17 protein-coding genes and 1 tRNA gene are annotated in these 19,019 nt (G+C 54.0%); 12 read left to right on the top strand and 6 right to left on the bottom strand.

The genetic code is table 11. The features are described from left to right. Positions 1-156 precede the first annotated feature (156 nt). The 3 genes from B4B27_RS06265 to B4B27_RS06255 all read right to left on the bottom strand — a co-directional run bounded on the left by B4B27_RS06265 (position 157) and on the right by B4B27_RS06255 (position 4,089). Positions 157-894: a lysoplasmalogenase family protein gene (locus B4B27_RS06265; RefSeq protein WP_290724780.1), complete on the bottom strand. Its 738-nt coding sequence runs from the start codon at positions 892-894 to the stop codon at positions 157-159. 78 nt (positions 895-972) lie between these two features. Further along, positions 973-2,934 (bottom strand): glycoside hydrolase family 30 protein, encoded by a 1,962-nt coding sequence (locus B4B27_RS06260; protein ID WP_290724777.1) that lies wholly within the window; start codon positions 2,932-2,934, stop codon positions 973-975. A gap of 117 nt (positions 2,935-3,051) precedes the next feature. Further along, entirely contained in the window at positions 3,052-4,089 is a 1,038-nt protein-coding gene (locus B4B27_RS06255; protein WP_290724776.1) for a hypothetical protein, read from the bottom strand. 79 nt (positions 4,090-4,168) lie between these two features. Between B4B27_RS06255 and B4B27_RS06250 the strand changes: the two genes are divergently transcribed. The 4 genes from B4B27_RS06250 to B4B27_RS06235 all read left to right on the top strand — a co-directional run bounded on the left by B4B27_RS06250 (position 4,169) and on the right by B4B27_RS06235 (position 8,558). Next, complete coding sequence (locus B4B27_RS06250) at positions 4,169-5,170, top strand: hypothetical protein (protein ID WP_290724774.1); 1,002 nt, start codon at positions 4,169-4,171, stop codon at positions 5,168-5,170. 13 nt (positions 5,171-5,183) lie between these two features. Then, positions 5,184-6,776, top strand: coding sequence for a murein biosynthesis integral membrane protein MurJ (gene murJ / locus B4B27_RS06245; RefSeq protein ID WP_290724771.1), 1,593 nt, complete (start codon positions 5,184-5,186; stop codon positions 6,774-6,776). 113 nt (positions 6,777-6,889) lie between these two features. Next, positions 6,890-8,257: a Na+/H+ antiporter NhaA gene (gene nhaA / locus B4B27_RS06240; protein WP_290724768.1), complete on the top strand. Its 1,368-nt coding sequence runs from the start codon at positions 6,890-6,892 to the stop codon at positions 8,255-8,257. 13 nt (positions 8,258-8,270) lie between these two features. Continuing rightward, positions 8,271-8,558, top strand: coding sequence for a GIY-YIG nuclease family protein (locus B4B27_RS06235; protein WP_173382453.1), 288 nt, complete (start codon positions 8,271-8,273; stop codon positions 8,556-8,558). On the opposite strand, the gene B4B27_RS06230 is transcribed toward B4B27_RS06235, so the two are convergent. Genes B4B27_RS06230 through B4B27_RS06220 form a run of 3 tightly spaced genes read right to left on the bottom strand, consistent with a single transcriptional unit; the run spans position 8,544 to position 14,053 of the window. Beyond that, on the bottom strand, positions 8,544-9,320 hold the full coding sequence (locus tag B4B27_RS06230) for a sulfite exporter TauE/SafE family protein (RefSeq protein ID WP_290724766.1): 777 nt from the start codon (positions 9,318-9,320) through the stop codon (positions 8,544-8,546). The genes B4B27_RS06235 and B4B27_RS06230 overlap by 15 nt on opposite strands. Next, positions 9,317-10,618, bottom strand: coding sequence for a hypothetical protein (locus tag B4B27_RS06225; protein ID WP_290724763.1), 1,302 nt, complete (start codon positions 10,616-10,618; stop codon positions 9,317-9,319). Before B4B27_RS06225 ends, B4B27_RS06230 begins: the two co-directional genes overlap by 4 nt. A 36-nt stretch (positions 10,619-10,654) precedes the next feature. Then, a complete protein-coding gene (locus B4B27_RS06220; RefSeq protein ID WP_290724761.1) occupies positions 10,655-14,053 on the bottom strand; it encodes a transglycosylase domain-containing protein in 3,399 nt (1,132 codons plus the stop codon). Positions 14,054-14,184: 131 nt separating this feature from the next. Here B4B27_RS06220 and B4B27_RS06215 point away from each other — a divergent pair. The 8 genes from B4B27_RS06215 to B4B27_RS06180 all read left to right on the top strand — a co-directional run bounded on the left by B4B27_RS06215 (position 14,185) and on the right by B4B27_RS06180 (position 18,889). Next, positions 14,185-14,273, top strand: a tRNA-Ser gene (locus B4B27_RS06215). A gap of 148 nt (positions 14,274-14,421) precedes the next feature. Then, positions 14,422-15,021, top strand: coding sequence for a hypothetical protein (locus B4B27_RS06210; protein WP_290724758.1), 600 nt, complete (start codon positions 14,422-14,424; stop codon positions 15,019-15,021). A 119-nt stretch (positions 15,022-15,140) separates the two neighbouring features. Continuing rightward, positions 15,141-15,653 carry a hypothetical protein gene (locus tag B4B27_RS06205; protein WP_290724756.1) on the top strand — a complete coding sequence of 171 codons (513 nt, stop codon included), beginning with the start codon at positions 15,141-15,143 and terminating at the stop codon, positions 15,651-15,653. A 14-nt stretch (positions 15,654-15,667) separates the two neighbouring features. Continuing rightward, positions 15,668-16,282: a hypothetical protein gene (locus tag B4B27_RS06200; RefSeq protein WP_290724753.1), complete on the top strand. Its 615-nt coding sequence runs from the start codon at positions 15,668-15,670 to the stop codon at positions 16,280-16,282. Positions 16,283-16,425: 143 nt separating this feature from the next. Then, positions 16,426-16,869: a hypothetical protein gene (locus B4B27_RS06195; protein WP_290724751.1), complete on the top strand. Its 444-nt coding sequence runs from the start codon at positions 16,426-16,428 to the stop codon at positions 16,867-16,869. A 27-nt stretch (positions 16,870-16,896) separates the two neighbouring features. Continuing rightward, on the top strand, positions 16,897-17,508 hold the full coding sequence (locus tag B4B27_RS06190) for a hypothetical protein (RefSeq protein WP_290724748.1): 612 nt from the start codon (positions 16,897-16,899) through the stop codon (positions 17,506-17,508). A 14-nt stretch (positions 17,509-17,522) separates the two neighbouring features. Further along, positions 17,523-18,218 (top strand): hypothetical protein, encoded by a 696-nt coding sequence (locus B4B27_RS06185; protein WP_290724746.1) that lies wholly within the window; start codon positions 17,523-17,525, stop codon positions 18,216-18,218. Between the two features lie 389 nt (positions 18,219-18,607). Next, entirely contained in the window at positions 18,608-18,889 is a 282-nt protein-coding gene (locus B4B27_RS06180; protein ID WP_290724742.1) for a hypothetical protein, read from the top strand. Positions 18,890-19,019 lie beyond the last annotated feature (130 nt).

The following is a 19,019-nucleotide window of genomic DNA, read 5'->3' as shown; positions in this document are numbered from 1 at the left end:
AACAAGATATAATCAGCTCGTGGCTCTTGGTGTCCAGTTTAGGCGCGCTTCGACGTGAAAAACGAAACAACAAGGCACTGCTATCTTTTCAGAATAGTAGCTTCGAGTGTTCCACCGTGACGGATGCCTTTTTTTGTACCCTGAACTTGCCCAAGGTCATGCCTTCGGCTTCTGGCAGGCGCGGATAATCATGAGCTGCGCCGGGACGTAGAACCACCAGATGAAGTTCTTCGAAATTGCGGAAACCGTCTGCAACGCACCGTGGTCTTCACCCGAAAGCAGCGAGAGGCCAACGAGGACATCGCCCACGAAGAACGCGACCATGCCCCAGCGGATGCACCTTGCGTTCTTCGCAGGGAAGTAACCCTTACGCGGGGCGAGGATGCCCACCACCATCGACATGGTAAGGATTACGCCATAGACGGCGACAGTTACGATCGTCACGTTTTCGAGCGTAAGTTCAAGCACTCCCCCGCCGAAAATGCCCGACGCGGCCCCCAGCAACCCGCAAAGGAACAGGTGACCCGAGGGTCTGCTAGTGTCGGAATCGGATTTTCGCGAATGCCTGTAGATAAGCAGCGTCTGGAAGACCATGAAGAGCGCGATACCGAGGACGTCGCTGAGGTCGTGCTCGGAAGGCACGACAAGCTTGATAACACTGAAGCTCGTGTCGGCAAGAAAGGAGAAGACGAACGCTATCCGGAGCAGCCTGCCGTCGCGTTGCGAAAAGGCGTCGCGCGACACGACGAACGCGAGAACCGTAAGCAGCAGCGACATGGAAAACTTGGTAATGAATTGCAGCGTCCCCGCATCGGCAAGGCACTGGCCAACGGCGCCGCAGGTGTAGAAATCATACCAGTCCTTGCCCGTAGTGACGACAAGAAACACGGCCATCAAGGCAAGAATCACCCTTTGCGCAACGCTCTCCAAAAACATGCGCAAAAGAATAGCAAAAAAACTACGGACCGGTTTTTACTGTATCCGGACGCGGTGGATTTGCACGCCCTGCCTCACGATGTACACGCCGGGGAGCCGGATCCGCTTCAGCGACGTGCCGAGGAAGCGTCCCTGCATGTCAAATACCTGGACAGGCTCGTTCGCATTGAGCTTGCTTGCGTCCAGTTCACCGGCAAGACCGCGTAGGCCTATCGCCACCGAAGTGTCCGTGACGCCGGTGTCGTTCACGCTCGTATCCGGTTCCACGAAGGGGTGCGCCGGATCGTCTACGATGACCTTGAAGGTCACGGAGCCTTCGCAGCCCGAGGCGTTCGTGTGGACCGCCTTGTAGTAGCCGCTCATGGTGCCGTCCATCTTGCCGATGTGGATTTCACGGTTCGTGGAGGTAAAGCCCTTCGGGCCGCTCCACACCCAGCGTCCGCCTTCCCACGGATGCGGGCCAATCGAGAGCGAATCGCCCTTGGAAAGCGAAATCTCGGTCGCGGTGGACCAACCCTCGTTATTGTTGATCTTCGAATACGGGATGATGGAATCCGGCTTGCATGCGCCACCTTCGGCGCCTTCGATCACCATCGTGGTAATCGTGTTGGACTTCGCGGTCATCGAAAGCGCCTTGCCCGAAACCACGATATCGGATTGCTTGGTGAGGCTGCCCGGCAGTTCAAAGCGCACCACCTTCGCGCTCGTGCCAATCTTCACGAATTCACCCAAATCAAATTCATACTTCACGTCGCTTGAGCCGCTGTTGCGCACGATAAGCACCAGCGCTCCCTCGGGCGTGAGTGCCGCAAGCGTGTTGCCGTTGTCGCTATCGATAATGCGCGAACCCGGACGGATGTAGCGGCTGAATGCGGCATGCATGTAGTAACGCGCGTTCGGGCTGAAAGTCTGCTTGCTGTGGTTCAGCGCGAGACTGCGCCAGTTTTCGGCCGGGTCGCCAATCTGCCAGTCCACCCAGGCGCTCGCCTTCATGTCGCGCAGGTCCGCAAGAATCACGCCCGCCATCCAGAGCGCAATGTTCTCGTCGCCGCTCTTGTGAAGCGGGCCCGTTTCGGACTGCCAAACCTTCTTGTCTTTCGCGAACGCCGCATTGAAAAGTTTGGCGCGGTTATCGCCGCCGGAATAGCTGTGCGTGTTCACCTGGAACATGTAAGAGAGCGCTTCGCCGCTGTACTTGTTGAACTGGTTCAGGGCATCGCCAATGTTCGTCTCGTCGGCGGCACTCACCGAAGTCTCTGGGAACAGGCCCTTCTTCTGAAGCGCCTTGCCGAGTTCCACAATCATCTTCGTCTGGTTGTTCTTGAACCCGCAACCTTCCTGCCCGCCATTGGACTTCCACCAGCCGGCACTCGGCTCGTTGAACGGTTCCACCGTACGGAACGTAATTCCCCATTCCTTCTTGAAGTGCAGCGCCACTTCGGAGAGGTAGTCCGCGAAGTCGTCGAAATAGTCTTCCTTGAGGTTGTCGCTGCCGTCGCTAGAGCCCGAGACGCAGCCGCTCTTCGTCATCCACCACGGGGGCGAATTGCTGAACGCCTCGAAAATCGGGTCCTTTACGCGCTTGGAAAGTTCAATCGCAATCGTACGCTGGTACGGGTCCGCCGTCCAGTCGTAGCTTCCCTTTTCCGTGGGCTTGTAGCCAGGAACGTTCGCGCCGCCGTCGCCCTTCGTGAGGTGATTATGGCCCGGCTGGTCGCCGCCGCCGATGTTGTAGCGGAAAATCGTATAGCCGAGGCCCGTATCGGGGTCGGCAATCGCACCCAGAAGCTTGCTGCGGTTCGCCTCGCTCCAGGCGCCCGCCTTTACGGCCCACCAGCAAAGACTCGTGCCCCAGCCCTCGAAAACCTGATACTTTTTGCCAGGGTCGACAACGACCTTCGTTTGGGCATGTGCGGGAGAAACGATACCCGCGAGGCCCGCGACAAACGCCGACATCGCCAGAACCGCACCGGATACTCCAAAATTCCTTTTTTTCATAAACCAATCCCTTTCTTGCGCCATGTTATTTTACATAGCCTGATTATAAATATACCCTAACAACTGGGGATTGTCAAATGTGGACTTTTGGGGGCCTATTTCGGGCCTATTTAAGGTCTAATAGTTCAGGGCGATATAGGCCGTACCGGAACCGAAACGGCGCTTGAACGACTCAAATTCATCCCACAGGGCGTCCCATGCCACGCCGAGTTCCAGCTGCAGCGCCGAATTGCGGAAGAGGACGATACCGGCTTCGAGTCCGCCAGCCAGGCCCAAGGCGACGACTTCGTCAAAATTCTCGTAGTGGAAGTCCAGCTGTCCTCCGATGCCGAAGCCGCCCCCGAAGAACGGAGAAACGGCTCCTGTGCTCGTGTAGTAGCGGGCGCCGATAAGGAACACGTCGTGAAGTTCCCAGCCCTTGCCGACGACAAAGTTCGTGTTGTTCACCATGGTGATGGCCGCATGCGCGGAGACCTCGAAAATCCTTGCGTAGTGGAAAGCGAAGGTAGCGTTCCAGGAGCGTTCCTCGTCCCTGTCCTTGCCGTCCTTTATATCCTTGGGATTTGCGAAGTAGTCGTAGTTATGCCATATCGCGGCACCCACGCCGAAACTGTTGTAGTTGCGTGTCGGGCGTTTTTCGCCGACAGGTTCCTCGGTTTTCGCGGCAGGGGCTTCCTCGACCTCGACAGTGACGACAGAAGTGTTCACGGGGAGCGGTTCCTTTTTCGGCGCGGTGGCAGAATCTGCGGCAGGCTGCGGAGCAGGTGCCACCGCGACCGGTTCAGGCGCGGGTCCAGCCGGGGCTTCGGGCTTCTTTTCGCCCAGCGCCGAAAGTACCGCCTGCTCGATTGCCGCGTCGAGGGCATCGACGCTCGCCGCCTTCTGCTTTCCCGAACCGACAACCACGCCCGCCTTGGCCTGCTCGCATACGACGATATAGGAGGAACCCATCGTCATGATATTCGTGCGGAGCTGAATCTCGGTGCTGTCTTCCACCGGAGTGTTTCCGGACTGGCTCACTGCTGCACGCACGAGCGAGTTCACGATCTGGGGAGCATCGGGAGAGAAATCGGCTCCGGATGGGGCAACAACTTGAACATCGGCAGCGAAGGCTGCCGCGGCCATCGAAACGACGAAAGCGAGAGTCTTTTTCATATCCATAAAATACAAACAAAAAAAGCAATAGTGGAGCATCACTTGTCCGATAATCTTCAAAAAAAGGTATTTTTTAGCCATGGATTTTAAAAGGAGCATCCAAGACTGTTGCAAACGGGAGCGCATTTCGCAAGAAATGTTCTGCCAGCGTCTCGGGTGTACCATGAGCGAACTGCGGTATGCCGGAAACTGGTCGCGAATCGCGCACGGAGCCTGGGTAGCCTTCGGAGCAAAGCTCGAAGGCTACGAGCCGCGTTCCTCCCGCGAGGAGAGGGCCTGGGCCGAACAGCTGCTCCCCTGGATACGCAGGTTCCCCGTGAAGGCCCTCCAGAAACGCGGGCTCCTCCCGCACGGAACGTGCGGGGCAGGCTCCGTGCGCGACGTACTCCGGTTCATGGGAGTCGGCGGACGCGAAGGCTTCGACAAGACTTACGCCTTTACGCTCGACAGCGTGGCGCCCCAGGTCTACGCCGCATGGATCCGCATCGGAGAAACGCTCGCATCCGCAGATGCCGCCAAGTCCAAATCGACATTCGCGGTCGACAAGGACCTCCTCGCCCGCAACCTGAAAACGCTCACGCGCAATTCGGGAGTCGGCCTGCGTTCCGCGATCGCAAAAGCACTGCGCGACAGCGGCATCGGATACATCGAGGTGGAACCATTCATCGCCGCGCCATACCCCACCTGCGCTAGCTTCTGGATCGGAGATGCCCCCTTTATCCAGGCTTCCACATCGAGGATAAACGATTCTGTGTTGCTCGAAAGCATATGCCGTACCGCATGGCATATCGCTGCACACCCGCGCAGGCGTTCCTCCTTCCTTGTCGCCCCATGCAACGCCCCAGCATCCCCGACGCAAAATACCCAGGACGCCGAAGCACAGAAGTTTGCAGGCGACCTGCTGCTTCCCGAAGCCGACGAATGCAGGCTCATCTGCTGCGGCCGTTTCGAGGAAGACCGCTGCATCCGCTATTTCTCCCGTACGCTCCGCGTGCGCCCCGGAATCCTCGTGGAACGCCTGCAGCAGCAGGGGAAGCTTCCGCGTCGCACTCTCCTGAACGATTTCAAGGTTGCCGTATAGGCAAAAATTTTTTATGAACAAAGCTGCCATCATCGTTGCCGTATCCATGCTCCTGAGCCGCGTGCTCGGAATCTTCCGCGAAATGCTCCTGGCCCACGCCGCGGGCGTCTCGCTCGAGAAGAACGCGCTCGACCTCGCCTTCATGATTCCCGACATCCTGAACCATGTGGTGAGTACCGGGTTCCTCTCCATCATCTTCATCCCGATCTTCACGGGCTACAAGGTCGCGGGCGACGAGAAGGGCGGATGGAAATTTTTCAGCAACGTGCTGAACACCTTCGGCCTCGTGCTCCTAATCCTCGTGGTTCCTGCATTCATCTGGATGAAGGAACTCCTGCAGCTCCTGACCGTCGAGGGCGCCACCCCGGAACTCATCGAGCGCGCCTCCTACTACGGCCGCATCATCCTGCCGGGCCAGGTGTTCATCTTCGTGGGGAGCATCCTTGTCGCCGTGCAGCACACCCGCAAGCAGTTCCTGATCCCATCGCTCACCGGCCTCATCTACAACGTGGCGATTGTCGGGGGCGGCGCCGCGGGCATCGCGCTCACCAGGTACACCGGAACAGACTACGGCCTCGAAGGGTTCGCCTGGGGCGTCCCGGTCGGAGCGTTCATCGGGTTCTTCGCGCTCCAGATTTTCGGCGCAAAGCGCGGAGGCGTGCACTACGACCTCATCATCCAGCCGACACACCCGGATATCGTGCGCTACTTCAAGATGATGTTGCCGATGTCACTGGGCGTGGGCTCCATGTTCGGGCTCGAATTCATCATCCGTAGTTTCGGCGCGAACTTCGGCACGGGAGGCATCTCGAGCCTCAACTACGCCTACCGCGTCATGTACACGCTGGTGGCGGTATTCGGGTTCTCCGTATCCGTCACGAGCTACCCCGACATGGCGCGCCTCGTCAAGGAAGGCGATTTCGGGCAACTCAACCGCAAAATCTGGAAGAGCCTCTCGCGCATGTTCTGCATTTTGATTCCGGCAGTGGTTGCCGTGTGGGCGCTCAGCTTCCCTGCGGTGCGCATCCTCTTCGAGCGTGGTGCCTTCCAGCGCGAAACTACCGAAGCCATTTCCGAAATCCTCCGCTGGTACCTGCCCGTGAGCCTCGGGCTCTGCCTCCAGGCGGTGCTCGTCCGCAGTTTCTACGCCTGCGAGCGCATGTGGGTGCCGACGCTGCTCAACACCGGCATCTTCGCGGCAACCATCCCCGCCTATATTCTGCTCGGCGCTCCCGAAGCGGGGCTCGGCATCAAGAGCGTCCCCATCGTCGGCGCCACGGGAGCAATCCTCCAGGTCATCTCGATGATTTTCATGTGGGCCAAGAAAAACGGGACCGACGGCATGAAGGACGCCCTCCTCAACATGCTCCGCGCGCTTGTCGCCTTCGGTATCATGATCTGTGCCGCCGTGGGCCTCGACCGCGTGTCGGGAGAGTTTGTCCGCAATACAAGTCTCGTGGTGCTCGTCATCTATGCCTGTGCGGCGGGCCTTGCGCTCTTCACGCTCACGCTCATCGTGCAGCGCTACCTCGGCAGCAAGGACGCGAAGGACATCCTGAACGAGCTCCTGGGCAAGGTACTCCGCAAGCTGCACCTCGCAAAGTAGCGCTTTGTCGCCCAAATAGCGCCATTTGTACGGGAGACGTCTACCGTCTTTCCAAAAAATGATTATTTTAGTAAGTGAAAGGTCGAACAACCATCCAACACCTATAGGTAGATATGTCCGCAAGAGTCACCAGCAGCGACAAGATTGAAGATTTGTTCCCGGAAACCCCCGTCCGGAAGATTATAACTCCGATAGAACGCCTGATGAAGGTGGAAACGACCGGCGGCATCGTCCTTATCATCATGACGCTAGCGGCCCTCCTCTGGGCCAACCTGAGTCCCGAAACATACCATCACTTTTGGCACATGCCGTTCGCGCTCACGATAGGCAGCTGGGTCGGTTCCGCCGACCTGCACTGGCTCATCAACGACGCGATGATGACGGTATTCTTCTTCAATATCGGCCTCGAAGTCAAGGGCGAGATGACCTACGGCGAACTCCGGAACCCCAAGGCGGCGAGCCTGCCCGTGATTGCCGCTGCGGGCGGCATGCTTTTCCCTGCACTCATATACCTGCTCCTTTGCCCGCATGGCGACAACAGCGCCACACACGGATGGGGCGTCCCGACGGCGACCGATATCGCATTCGTGGTGGGCTGCATGGCCATTCTCGGCAAAAAGGTGCCGCATGCGCTCCGCGTGATGATCCTGACCCTCGCCATTGCCGACGATATCGGCGCGATTCTCGTTATTGCGATTGGCTACCCGAGCGGAGACGGCATCAACTTCATCGCCCTCGGTACCGGTTTTGCCCTGCTCGTGCTTATCAACGTGCTGTTCCGCATCGGTGTCCGCAACCTGCTCCTGCACGGCCTGATAGGGATTTCTGTCTGGGCGTTCTTCGTGAAGAGCGGCGTGCACCCGACTATCGCGGGCGTGCTGCTCGGGCTCTCGGTTCCGGCGAAGCCTGTGCTCGCGAAGGGCAAGCTCGCCCACTTTGCGGGTAGCGTCGGCGGTGCGCTTTCGGGCGAGGCCAAGGACCGCAACGAACAGTACGAGGTGTTTACGCTCTTGAAGCGCGGCGCACGCGAGAGCATCTCGATGCAGGAACGCTTCTTCAAGCCACTCGTGCCGTGGGTGAACTTCTTCATCATGCCGCTGTTCGCGCTCAGCAACGCGGGTGTCGAAATCAAGCTCGGCGGCGTGGAAGTCCCCGTGATGGGCGCGGTCGCGCTTGCGCTTATCCTCGGCAAACCCATCGGCATATTCCTCTTCAGCCTGCTCGCCGTGAAGATCGGCGTGTCGGTGAAGCCCAGCTACAGCTGGAAGGTGCTGTGGGGCGGCGGTATGCTCGCGGGTATCGGCTTTACCATGGCGCTATTTGTCGCGAACCTCGCCTTCGACGTGGGCGACCGCCAGGATTCCGCGAAACTCGGCATCTTGCTCGGAAGCTTCTGCGCGGCAATCCTCGGTACGATATACATGAACATCGTGTCAAAGCCGCATAACGAAACCGAAGAGGCGAAGAGCGAAGCGGCCTAGGTCCGCCGAAAGAATGCCCCATTTCGTCTACATGCTCCGCTGCGCAGGAAACCGCATCTACACGGGCTACGCTGTCGATGTCGAGGCGCGGTTCGAGCAGCACAAATCCGGCAAGGGCGCGAAATTCACGAAGGCATTCCCGCCGGAATGCATATTGCGCAAGTTCGAACTCGAAAGCCACGGCATGGCCCTGCGCCTGGAAGCGCGCATCAAGAAGCTGCCGCGGCCGCAAAAGGAACTTCTCGCAGCGGGCGACCCAGAACTTGCAAAGAAGCTGCTCGAAGAACTAGCTGACAATTAAATCCACGACCAGGAATACGGCCATGATGACGCTCGCGACACTCACGAAGCGGCGGACAAACGCGTTCCCCTTCTTCCTCTGCGTAAAGCTCCCGAGGTAGCCACCGAGCCAGGCTCCCGCCGCCATCACGATGGCGATGGGCCAGTCAATCTTCCCCATGATGCCGAGTGCCACGGTGCTTACGAGCAGGAACACGTTGGTAAGCGAGTTCTTGAGCGCGTTCACGTGGACGGCGTCCATTCCGGTGTAGCGCGTGAGCCCGAAAATCTGCACGAACCCCACACCCACCTGCACGATGCATCCGTAAACCGCTATGCCGAAGAATCCGAGCGCGCCTTTCCAGGTGAGCTTTTCGGGGGGTGTCGCGGGAGGCTTGCCGAGGATGTCCTTGCGGAGGTTGCTCATGACCACCACGACGCAGATGACGACCGCGAGAATCGCCTGGAACATCTTGTCACCGATGCGCACGAGGAAGCATGCGCCCACGAGAGCGCCCAGGAAGGTGGGAACCGCAAGCTGCATGAAGATTTTCTTGTTCAGGTAGCCGTGCTTCATCAGGTTGAACGCGCTGCTGAAGTTCCCGATGATAAGCCCGATGCGGTTCGTGCCGTTCGCGACGGTCGCGGGCATCCCGAGGAAAATCATGATGGGCAGGCTGAGCGTGGAACCGCCGCCCGCGATGCTGTTGATGAGGCTAACTACTGCCCCCAGCACAAAGAATGCGGGGTACTGCGCGTATTGCCACACTTCGGAATCTATCATTTCGCGAGTTCCTTCTCGAGGAAGCTCTTGTTGTCTACGACCTTCTGCTTCTGCGTGTATTCGGGGTATTCCGCGAGGCACTTGTCAAGCGGCCCGATGGCGTCCTGGAGCAACTTCTTTTTCTTTGCTGCGTCCTTCTGCTTCTGCGCCTTCGCGAATATCTGCGATGTGGTTTTGCGTTGCGCATTGCAGAACGTGTTGGCGAGTTCCTGGTACTTCTCGCCCGCCTCCTTGCGCAGCTTGCTCGCCTTGAGCTTGGTGAGGATATCCTTCGCTTCGGCGAACTTGCTTGCCTTTATGAGGGTGTCGGCCTTCGCGAGTGCCTGTGCGGGGTCATGCGATTCCCAGTACTTCGCAGCTTCGGAATCGGCGGACTGCATCATTTCCTTGACGTGGTCGGTGTATTCCTGGATGCGGAGCGCCTGTTCGAAGTCACCATAGCGCATGCGGAATTCTTCGATCTTCTTGAGCGCTTCGGCGAATTGCGCCTGGTCATCGGCCAGCGCCTTGATCTGCGCAAATTCCTTCTTCGCCTTCTCGAGCGTATTGGCGAACGCGTTCTGCTTCTGGACCTTGGCCCAGTTCACAAGTGAATCGCCAGGGGCGAGCGCGATTAGGCTGTCCGCAATTTCTGCCACCATGCTGTAGGCGGACTTCACGCGGTTCATGTTCTGGATGGTGAGCACCAGCGGCTCGAACGCCTTCGCCTTCTCGGCGCGCGTCTTGCCGAACTCGTTCAGCATGGAATCTGCCTGGGCTTCCCAGGTGTTCCAGAGCGGCTTGATGATGCGGAAGCGCTGCAGGTAGGCGCTGGCGGAATCGGTGAGGCCTGTCGCGTAGAGCGAGTCGGCGTGTGCAAACACGCGGGCGGCGAGGGCCGGGAAGTCGGTATAGGGGTCGGGAGCCGCGGCAGCCGTCGCGGCCGGATTTTCACAGACAACGTTGTTCACATCCACACTTCCGTCACCGCCGTTTGCGGCAGGGAGCGAATCCGGAGTCGAGAGCCTGTAGCTGTCGAGCACGTCCGAAGTAAAATATGTCCGGCCTTCGTTTGTCGCGGAAGGTTCCGCCGTGGATTTCTTTGTCGCGGTTGCCGGTTGCATTTTCGCGTCCTGGGCCGTAGCCTGTTGCGCGGGCGCCGCCTGGCCCGGCGCGGCGGAGGATTCCGCCGGGGCGGCAGGCATTCCTGCCTGCTGCACGGTGGCATCCGTGGCGGGACAGGGGGCATTCCCTGCGCAGGCGGCGAGCATGAATGTCGCGGCCGAGAGAATCACCTTGCTAAAAAACTTGTTGTTCATCTTGTTTCCCATTTCACATCACACGCTTCTGATTACTTATTCCGCCTCGATAGGCACGAAGGCACCTCCGTCCATCCCTTCCGGCAAATCCCAGTCGTCGTCCTTGGGCATTGCGGCAGCCTTCGGTTCGGCGGGTGCGGGAGTTGCAGCGGGCGCAGAGGCCGGAGCAGGCGCAGCCGGAACGGAAGCTGCGGCAGATGCAGCAGCCGGAGCTGGCGTCGAATCGGGTTTTGCAGCCGGAGCCACCGGGACCTGCGCCGCCTGCACCGCAGGAATCGAATCCAAGGTAGTATGCGCCGATTCGGAACCGACGGGTGCGTTCGCCTGCGCGTCCGCACTAGCCGACGATTCCACGACGGCAGCGGCCGCAGGCATCGGGAGGCTCGTCATGATTCCCGATTCCGCGATGGATTCGGCGGCCATCTCCTGCACTTGCGGCGGTACGAATCCCGGAACCTCGAGCCAGGGTAGCGGGCGACCTGCCGTCCCCGCTTCGGTCACGTAGAGGCCCGTCATCGGGTCGACCGTAATCTCGCCGCGTTCGTTCGCGAGCTGCAGCGGCACCTCGCCCGTCGCGAGAATCGATATGTCGTAGAAGTCCACCATGTCGGGAATCTTCAGAATCTCGATTTCTTCCTTCGCGAAAGACGCCCACTGCGGAAGGCCGCCCGAGGCGCCCGCGATACGCGTCTTGCCCGACTTCAGCGGCTTGTTGTTGTCGAAGCCCACGTAGCTTCCGACGGCAATCACGGAATCGAGCGCGAAGCCCTCCTTCTCGTAGACGTACGTCGGGATGCCGCCCATGAACGCGACGTTCCTGTAGTCGTTGGTGGTACCGGTCTTGCCTACCACGGGGTAGCGCAGTTTCGTCTTCCCGTCGGCACTCACCACCGCGATGGAAGAATTCTGGCTCCTGGCCGTACCGTTCGTGAACACCGAACGCAGCATCGCGCCCATCTGCGAAGTGATGTTCTCGTCGAGCACGACCTTCGACTCCACCGTGTTCCTGAAGATGACGTGTCCGTTCCTGTCGCGGATTTCCTTGATGAAGCACGGTTCGTTCCATTCGCCGTCCTTGCACTTGTACACCTTTCCCGAAAGGATGGTCTGGTACGCCGTGCTGATTTCGCCGAGCGTAATCTCGTTCACGCCGAGCGGCATGCTGAACACCTTCTGTAGTTTCTGGTGGATGCCGATTTCGTGCGCGAACCGCGCGTATTCTGCCATCGAGAGCGAACGGCGGAAGTCCGGCCAGTAGCGGATGTTGTCGGGCAGCAGGTAGTCGATTTCGGAATTCACCGGGTCGATCATGGCGGAAAGCCGCTTCATGTCGGCGAGCGTGAAGTTCCGGAACAGTTTCACGGAATCGAGCGGCGGGAGCTTTTCCGAGACGTCGGGGTCGAGCTCCTGCATCTCGCGGGCACGGAGTATCTCGGAGTAGTTCTTGTAGTTGTGCGCGATGAACGCCTTGATCTTCTCGTCCTTCTTCGCCTGCTTCATCGCCACGTCGTTGTAGGTGCCGTAGCGCAGGTTCCTCACGTCCATCGCCTTGTCGAACTTGTCCTCGCTCTCGTAGAGAGCCGCAAGCCTGTACTGTGCCTTCGTGAACTCGATTTCACGCTTCACGTCTTCCTTCATGGTGAGCCCGAACTTGTCGCGGAGCCTCGCGAAGTAAGCCTTCGAATCCTCGTCGGGGAGCTGCGCGTAGCCGTTCTCCGCGGCGACGGCGTCGAACTGTTCCTGGTTGAGCCTGTCGAGAAGGTGGTCCAGAAGCCAGATGCTCGCGATGTTCTCGGAGCGGGTCGCCGCCCACGCGATGCTCACCACGTCGCCCTTGTTCTTGTGGTCGGGGCGCGGGAAGTAGAACTGGTTCACGTACTGGAACACGTTGAAGTCGTTCTCGAGCGGGTTCATGTAGTTCCAGTTATACTTGAGCGCGAGCGCATACAGGATAGGCTTCCAGCTGGAACCAAGCTGCCGTAGCGCCTTGAAACTGCGGTCGAAGTCCGTGTTGTGGAACCCGCCCTGGGAGGCGAGCACCCTGCCGTTCTGGATGGCCACGAGGCCGCCCTGCAATACCGGTTCCGTCTCTATCTTGCAGGGCACGAACCCGTTCACCTTGTTCTCGTCCGCGACGCTCACCAGGAGAATCGCGCCCTTCTTCATCTGGTTGCCGAGTACGGCGGCCGGGTCCTTGCCCACCTGCTTGCCGAACTCCTTGAGCGATTCCTCGCCCACCTCGCCCTTGAGCTGCCCGAACCCGAGCCGCAGCGCCTTGAGCGAGCCGTTCTCGTTGTACAGCACCGTATCGACCGCGCCGTAGAGGTAGTCGCCCTTGCGCGCGCTTACCGCCTTGTTCGCGAACTGCGCCTTCGGGAGCACGAACCCGCCGAGCTGCATCTGCAGGTTGCTGATGTTGTTCTGGAGTGCGCGCTTGGCTGCATCCTGGCTCTTCGCGTCGAGCGTCGTCACGATCTCGAGCTGCGCCTTGCGCCAGTCTCCGATGCCCTTTTCCTCGAACAGCTGCTGGTAATATTCGCCCGAAAGCTTCTCGTCGATGCGTTCGAGCGTCGTCGAGACGCTGAAGCGGAAGTTGCCGTGCTTGAAGTGCAGCGGTTCCGCGAGCGCGTCGTCCATCTGTTCCTGGTCGATATAGCTTTCCTCGACCATGCGGCCTAGCACGTAGCGGAGGCGTTCCTCGCCGCGCTTGATGGCCCTCTCGCGCCGCTCCTCCGTGCGCTGGATGAACGGGTCGTAGTTGAACGGTCCCTTCACGGAACCCGCGATGAACGCGCATTCCGCGAGCGTCAGGTCCTTGAGTTCCTTGTCGAAGAAATACTGTGCGGCGATCGCCACGCCCTTGCCCGTACCCGAGACGTGGAACTGGTTCAGGTAGAATTCGAGGATGTCTTCCTTGGAAAAGTGCCTCTCGAGCCTGAGCGCGTCGATGAGTTCTTTCCACTTGGCCTTGATGCTCCTCTCCTCGCGGCCGAGCACGTTCTTCGCCGTCTGCTGGGTGAGCGTGGAACCGCCCTGCCGCATGTGGCCGCTCTTGATGTTAGCGGCCATCGCGCGGAGGAACCCCTGCAGGCTGAACCCGTTGTGCGTCCAGTAGCCCGCGTCCTCGGCGGCCACGAGCGCGTTCACGATATCCTTCGGGATGTCGCCGTAGGGCACGTAGAGGCGGTGGTTCGCGTCGAAGAAGGCGCCGAGCAGGTTGTCGCCGTCGCGGTAGTACACGCGGGTCTCGCCCGAGAGCACCTGGAGGATGGTCTCGCGGTTGAACTGCTTGTCGGGGTCTCGGTCCGGGAGCACCTTGAACACCACGATGTAGGCGGGGATGCAGCAGATGAGCCCCACGAGGGCGAAAGCCGCCACGATCTTGAAAAACTTCACGAGCCTGGAACTCTTTTTCTTCTTTCTATCTTTTGCCATATGAGCCTTACAAATCGCCAAAAGGACCCTGCGGGTTGCGCAGAGCCTCTTTTTTTAGTCGAATATAGCTTTTTTTGCCGTCACCCCTTGAAAATCGGCCGAAAATTAAGTAAAATTAGTGTCCCCAAGATGGGAAGATGGCCGAGCTGGCCGAAGGCGCGTCCCTGCTAAGGACGTATAGGACTTAATCCTATCGCGAGTTCGAATCTCGCTCTTCCCGCTGCAAAGGTCCCCCGGAGCAATCCGGGGGATTTTTGTTTTTGATATTTTACCGGCTTTTTGCATAAAAAACGCCGGTTTTTACGTATAAGTTATATATTTCAAGAAAGTGCGGGGTAATAACCAGAATTTTTTTGAGGAGATTGTCTATGCGTAAGACCGTTCTGTTTTGCATGTCGGTAATCTGCGGGTTGTTCTGGGGCTGCTATGACGGCGAAACGGAATGCTTTGATACGAGAGAATATTTGATAATAAATGTTTTGTCCGCTACAAATATTGATAGCGCGATAATCAATATAAACGGATCTCAAAAATGCTATTTGAATGAAATTCGGTTATATGTAAAACGGGAAGATGAAAAATTTTTTTATGATGATGGGATAAATAAAAAAGTAGCTGACATAGAGCATTGCGACTCAGCAGAAAAATGTTTATCGTGGCAATCTGCGGGATGTATTCTAGGTCATTCTGATAAAATTGACGTTAATGCAAATTACGTTTCTGTACTTTTGTTTGATGGCCTCCAAGAAAAAAACATCAATATTGATAAGCCGCTTTCTGGAAAAAAAATTATCAATATAATTCCAGCATCGGATACTGCTGAATGGTTTGGTTATAAGGAAAATCCAATAAGACCGTTTCTTGATGTGTTTGATTCACCGGTTTCATCGAATCGTGGCGGTTGCTATGACGGCTATTGCGTTGCGACGCTTCCAATTGTAAAAGAAGAATATTGCTACGACAAGTAAAAAGAGGTAATGTGGTGCAAAAGTTATCTATAATAAGCCTCGTCTTGACAACCGCATTTTGCGGATCGTTCTGTGGTTGCTATGACGGGGAAACGGAGTGCTTCGGTTCGAGCCAGTTTGTGAGCTTGAATTTTTTGACGACCGGTAAACTGGATAGCGTTCATTTCTATTTAAATGAAGATAGAGTTTGCGATGGAAATATTGGTGTTTATTATGACCAAATTTTATGTTATCAAGATTCAAACGCTTTTTTAACCGCAATGATTGCAACGGAGTCTGATACTGACAAGTGTATTCTTTCGGATGAAAAATCAATATGGAAAGCGGTCCATTGCTTTGTTGGAAAACCATCTGATGGAGTAAATGTTGGCTCTGCAAAAATATGGTTGCGTATTTTTTATAAGAACGAATCATCTCGAGTTGAATTGCCTTTGGAATCTTTTGAAGGTAGCAATGTTAACATTATTGCCGAACATGATACAATTTCGTGGTTTGCTTATGATGAAAATCCAATAAGGCCATATTTTGATGATTATGAATCACCAGCTGCGTCAAATCGTGTAGGATGCCATGATGGCTATTGTATAGCGACGTTGCCAATGGCTGATAAGGATGTTTGCTACGACAAGTAAAAAGAGGTAATGTTGTGCAAAAGTTATCCAAAATAAGCCTTGTCTTAACAACCGCAATTTGCGGATTGTTCTGCGGTTGCTATGAGGGTGTAGATGTTGAGTGCTTTGATTCAAAGGAATATATCTCTATTCACATATTATCTACTACAAAGATAGATAGTGCAGATATCTATTTAAATGGGGAGCAGGTGTGTCATATAAACAATGCATATCACTTTGTTAAGCCTGCGAGTAAAGAGTATTTTTATGATAAAGATTTTCATAAGGTGTTGACCGGTGAAGATCTTTGCGACTCGTTAGAAAAATGTCCTTCATGGTATAATTTGGATTGTTATTTAAGAAAACCTCCTAATAAGATCAGAACCCAAGATACCATTGTTTCTATGCACTTATTTGAAGGATTGCAAAAAAAAGAACAAAATATAATCATACCAGCTATGGGCGGGAATAATATCAATGTCATTTCTGAACAAGATTCAGTTATATGGTTTGGTTATAAGGACAATCCCATGATATCCTTTTCTGAAGATTTTAGGTCTCCGGCTTCATCAAATCGTGCTGGCTGCTATGATGGTTATTGTGTAGCAACGTTGCCAATAAAAGATAAGGAATATTGCTACGACAAGTAAAAAGAGGTAATGTGGTGCAAAAGTTATCCAAAATAGGCCTTGCCTTGGCAACCGCGTTTTGCGGATTGTTCTGGGGTTGCTATGAGGGAATTGAGACGAAATGTTATGATTCAGATCAGTATGTATTTTTGAAAATTATATCTATGACAGATATTGATAGTGTTCATTTTTTTCTCAATAATCGGCGGGTCTGTGTGGTTGGATTAAGCGAAAACAAATACCAGTGCGACGATTCTACTCTAAAGGTTTCAGAGAATGATTGCCCTGTATGGAGTGTTTTTTCCTGTGGTCTCGGTCCTTTGGAGAATGTTGATTTTGATTCAAGTAAGATGAGCATAGAGATTTTTATAAAAGGAGACATAAATAATATAGAGACGGACTTCACTGTAATTGGCGGGAATTATATTAATGTCATTCCCGAACAGGATACTGCTGAATGGTTTGGTTATGAGGAAAATCCAATAAGACCGTTTTTTGATGTGTTTGATTCGCCGGCTTCGTCGAATCGTGGCGGTTGCTATGACGGCTACTGCGTCGCAACGCTGCCGATTGTAAAAGAAGAATTTTGCTACGATTTATCCAATTAAAAGCATATAAATTATTAGCAGCAACTCATGCAGAAAATGTCTAAAATATGCCTCATCTTAACGACCGCAATTTGCGGGTTGTTCTGTGGCTGCTATGACGGAGAAACGGAGTGCTATGATACAAAGGAATATATATCTATTAGCATACTATCCACTACAAAGATAGATAGCGTGGATATATATTTAAATGGGGAGCAAGTGTGTCATATAGATTACGCATATCATTTTGTTAAGCCTGCAAATAATGAGTATTTTTATGATGAAGATTTTCATAAGACGCTGAGTGGCGAAGATCTGTGCGACTCATTAGAAGAATGTCCTTCATGGTATGATTTGGGGTGCTATTTGAGAAAACCCCCTAATAAAATCAGGGCCCAAGACACCCTTGTTTCTATGCATGTATTTGAAGGACCGCAAAGGAAAGAACAAAAAATAATCATACCAGCTATAGGTGGAAATAATATTAATGTCATTTCCGAACAAGATTCAGTTATGTGGTTTAGTTATAAGGAAAATCCAATAAGGCCTTTTGCCAGTGTGTTTGATTCACCAGCTGCGTCAAATCGTGCCGGTTGCTATGACGGCTATTGCGTTGCGACGGTTCCAATTGTAGAAGAAGAATATTGCTACGACAAGTAAAAAGAGGTAATGTGGTGCAAAAGTTATCTATAATAAGCCTCGTCTTGACAACCGCGTTTTGCGGATTGTTCTGTGGTTGCTATGACGGGGAAATGGAGTGCTATGATTCAAATCAGTATGTATTCTTGAGGATTGTGTCAATTACAAATATCGATAGCGTACATTTTATTCTGAATGATCAACGTGTATGCAATAAAGAAACAAGTATTAACCAAAAATGGTTTTTATGTAATGATTCCACCAAAAAGGTTCCGGTTTATATTCAGCCATCTTCAGATAGTGTTCCTAGTGGTTGCGAACTGCGAGCAGGATTGTGGATATGTATGGAACATAATGATGGCCTAAGGCGATTGCAATCATTCGAATATAATCCTGATAATTGCGTTGTATCGCAGGCTTATCCTATTTGGAATGGATTTTTTTGCGAGGTAGGTCCGTTTGATGATGTTGAATTAGGTAAGAGTAAATTAAGTTTGCAAGTTTTTTCAGATGAAAAAGAAGTCAGGATAGAAACGGATTATGTTGTAGCGGGTGGATATAATGTCAATATCATCCCAGAACAAGATAGTTCTATGTGGTTTAGTTACAAAAATAATCCGCTAGATCTCATTGATAATGTTCCTGATCGCACAACTCGCAATGGATGCTATGATGGCTATTGCGTCGCAACGCTGCCAATTGTAAAAGAAAAATTTTGCTACGACAAGTAAAAAGAGGTAATGTGGTGCAAAAGTTATCTATAATAAGCCTCGTCTTGACAACCGCGTTTTGCGGATTGTTCTGCGGTTGCTATGAGGGCGAAACGGATTGTTTTCCGCCAGGAGCCAATTTTTATCTTAATTCGACATCGGATGTAGATAGCGTTCGTTTTTATTTGAACAGTGAACGAATATGTTATGAACGGTTGATTATTGAAGATGGACTATGTACAAATTGTGCCAAAATAAAAGGGAATCTTTTTGAGAATATAAGATGTCGAACCTCAGCCGAGGATGAGTCGTATAGTTCTTTGTCATTTGGTGACGAGTTCATTGATAGTTGCGTTGCGTCGGAGGAGTTTCCTATATGGAAGACTTTTGACTGCAGAATAAATGAAAAAATGTATAAGAAGACGATTGGTTCGTCAAAGCTGAAGGTACATATATTTTCGAGTAATAGAAGCGAAGAAATTGAAATAGGGATTAAAATTGCTAACGGAAATCACTATAACATAATTGCGGAACAGGATACAGCGGCGTGGTATAGCTATACCGCTGTTACTTTGAGGGATTATTTTGATTATTATGGGCCAGCAGATGCGTGGAAAAGGATAGATTGTTTTGACGGTTATTGTGTTGCGATATTGCCTATGGTTGACAAAGATGTTTGCTACGACAAATAAAAAAAAGACCAGTTCGGGCAATCCATAGGGGCCATATTCCATACGACGAGTGCTTTATAGAGCCATAGGTGTAAAAAAGGCCTTTTTTTGCGCGGGGTCACTTGTTTTCCGCGAAAAATTTATAGATATT

The organism is Fibrobacter sp. UBA2449, assembly GCF_002342555.1.
GTDB lineage: Bacteria > Fibrobacterota > Fibrobacteria > Fibrobacterales > Fibrobacteraceae > Fibrobacter.
Note: the sequence above shows the minus strand (reverse complement) of the source record. Positions and strands in the feature narration are given on the sequence as shown.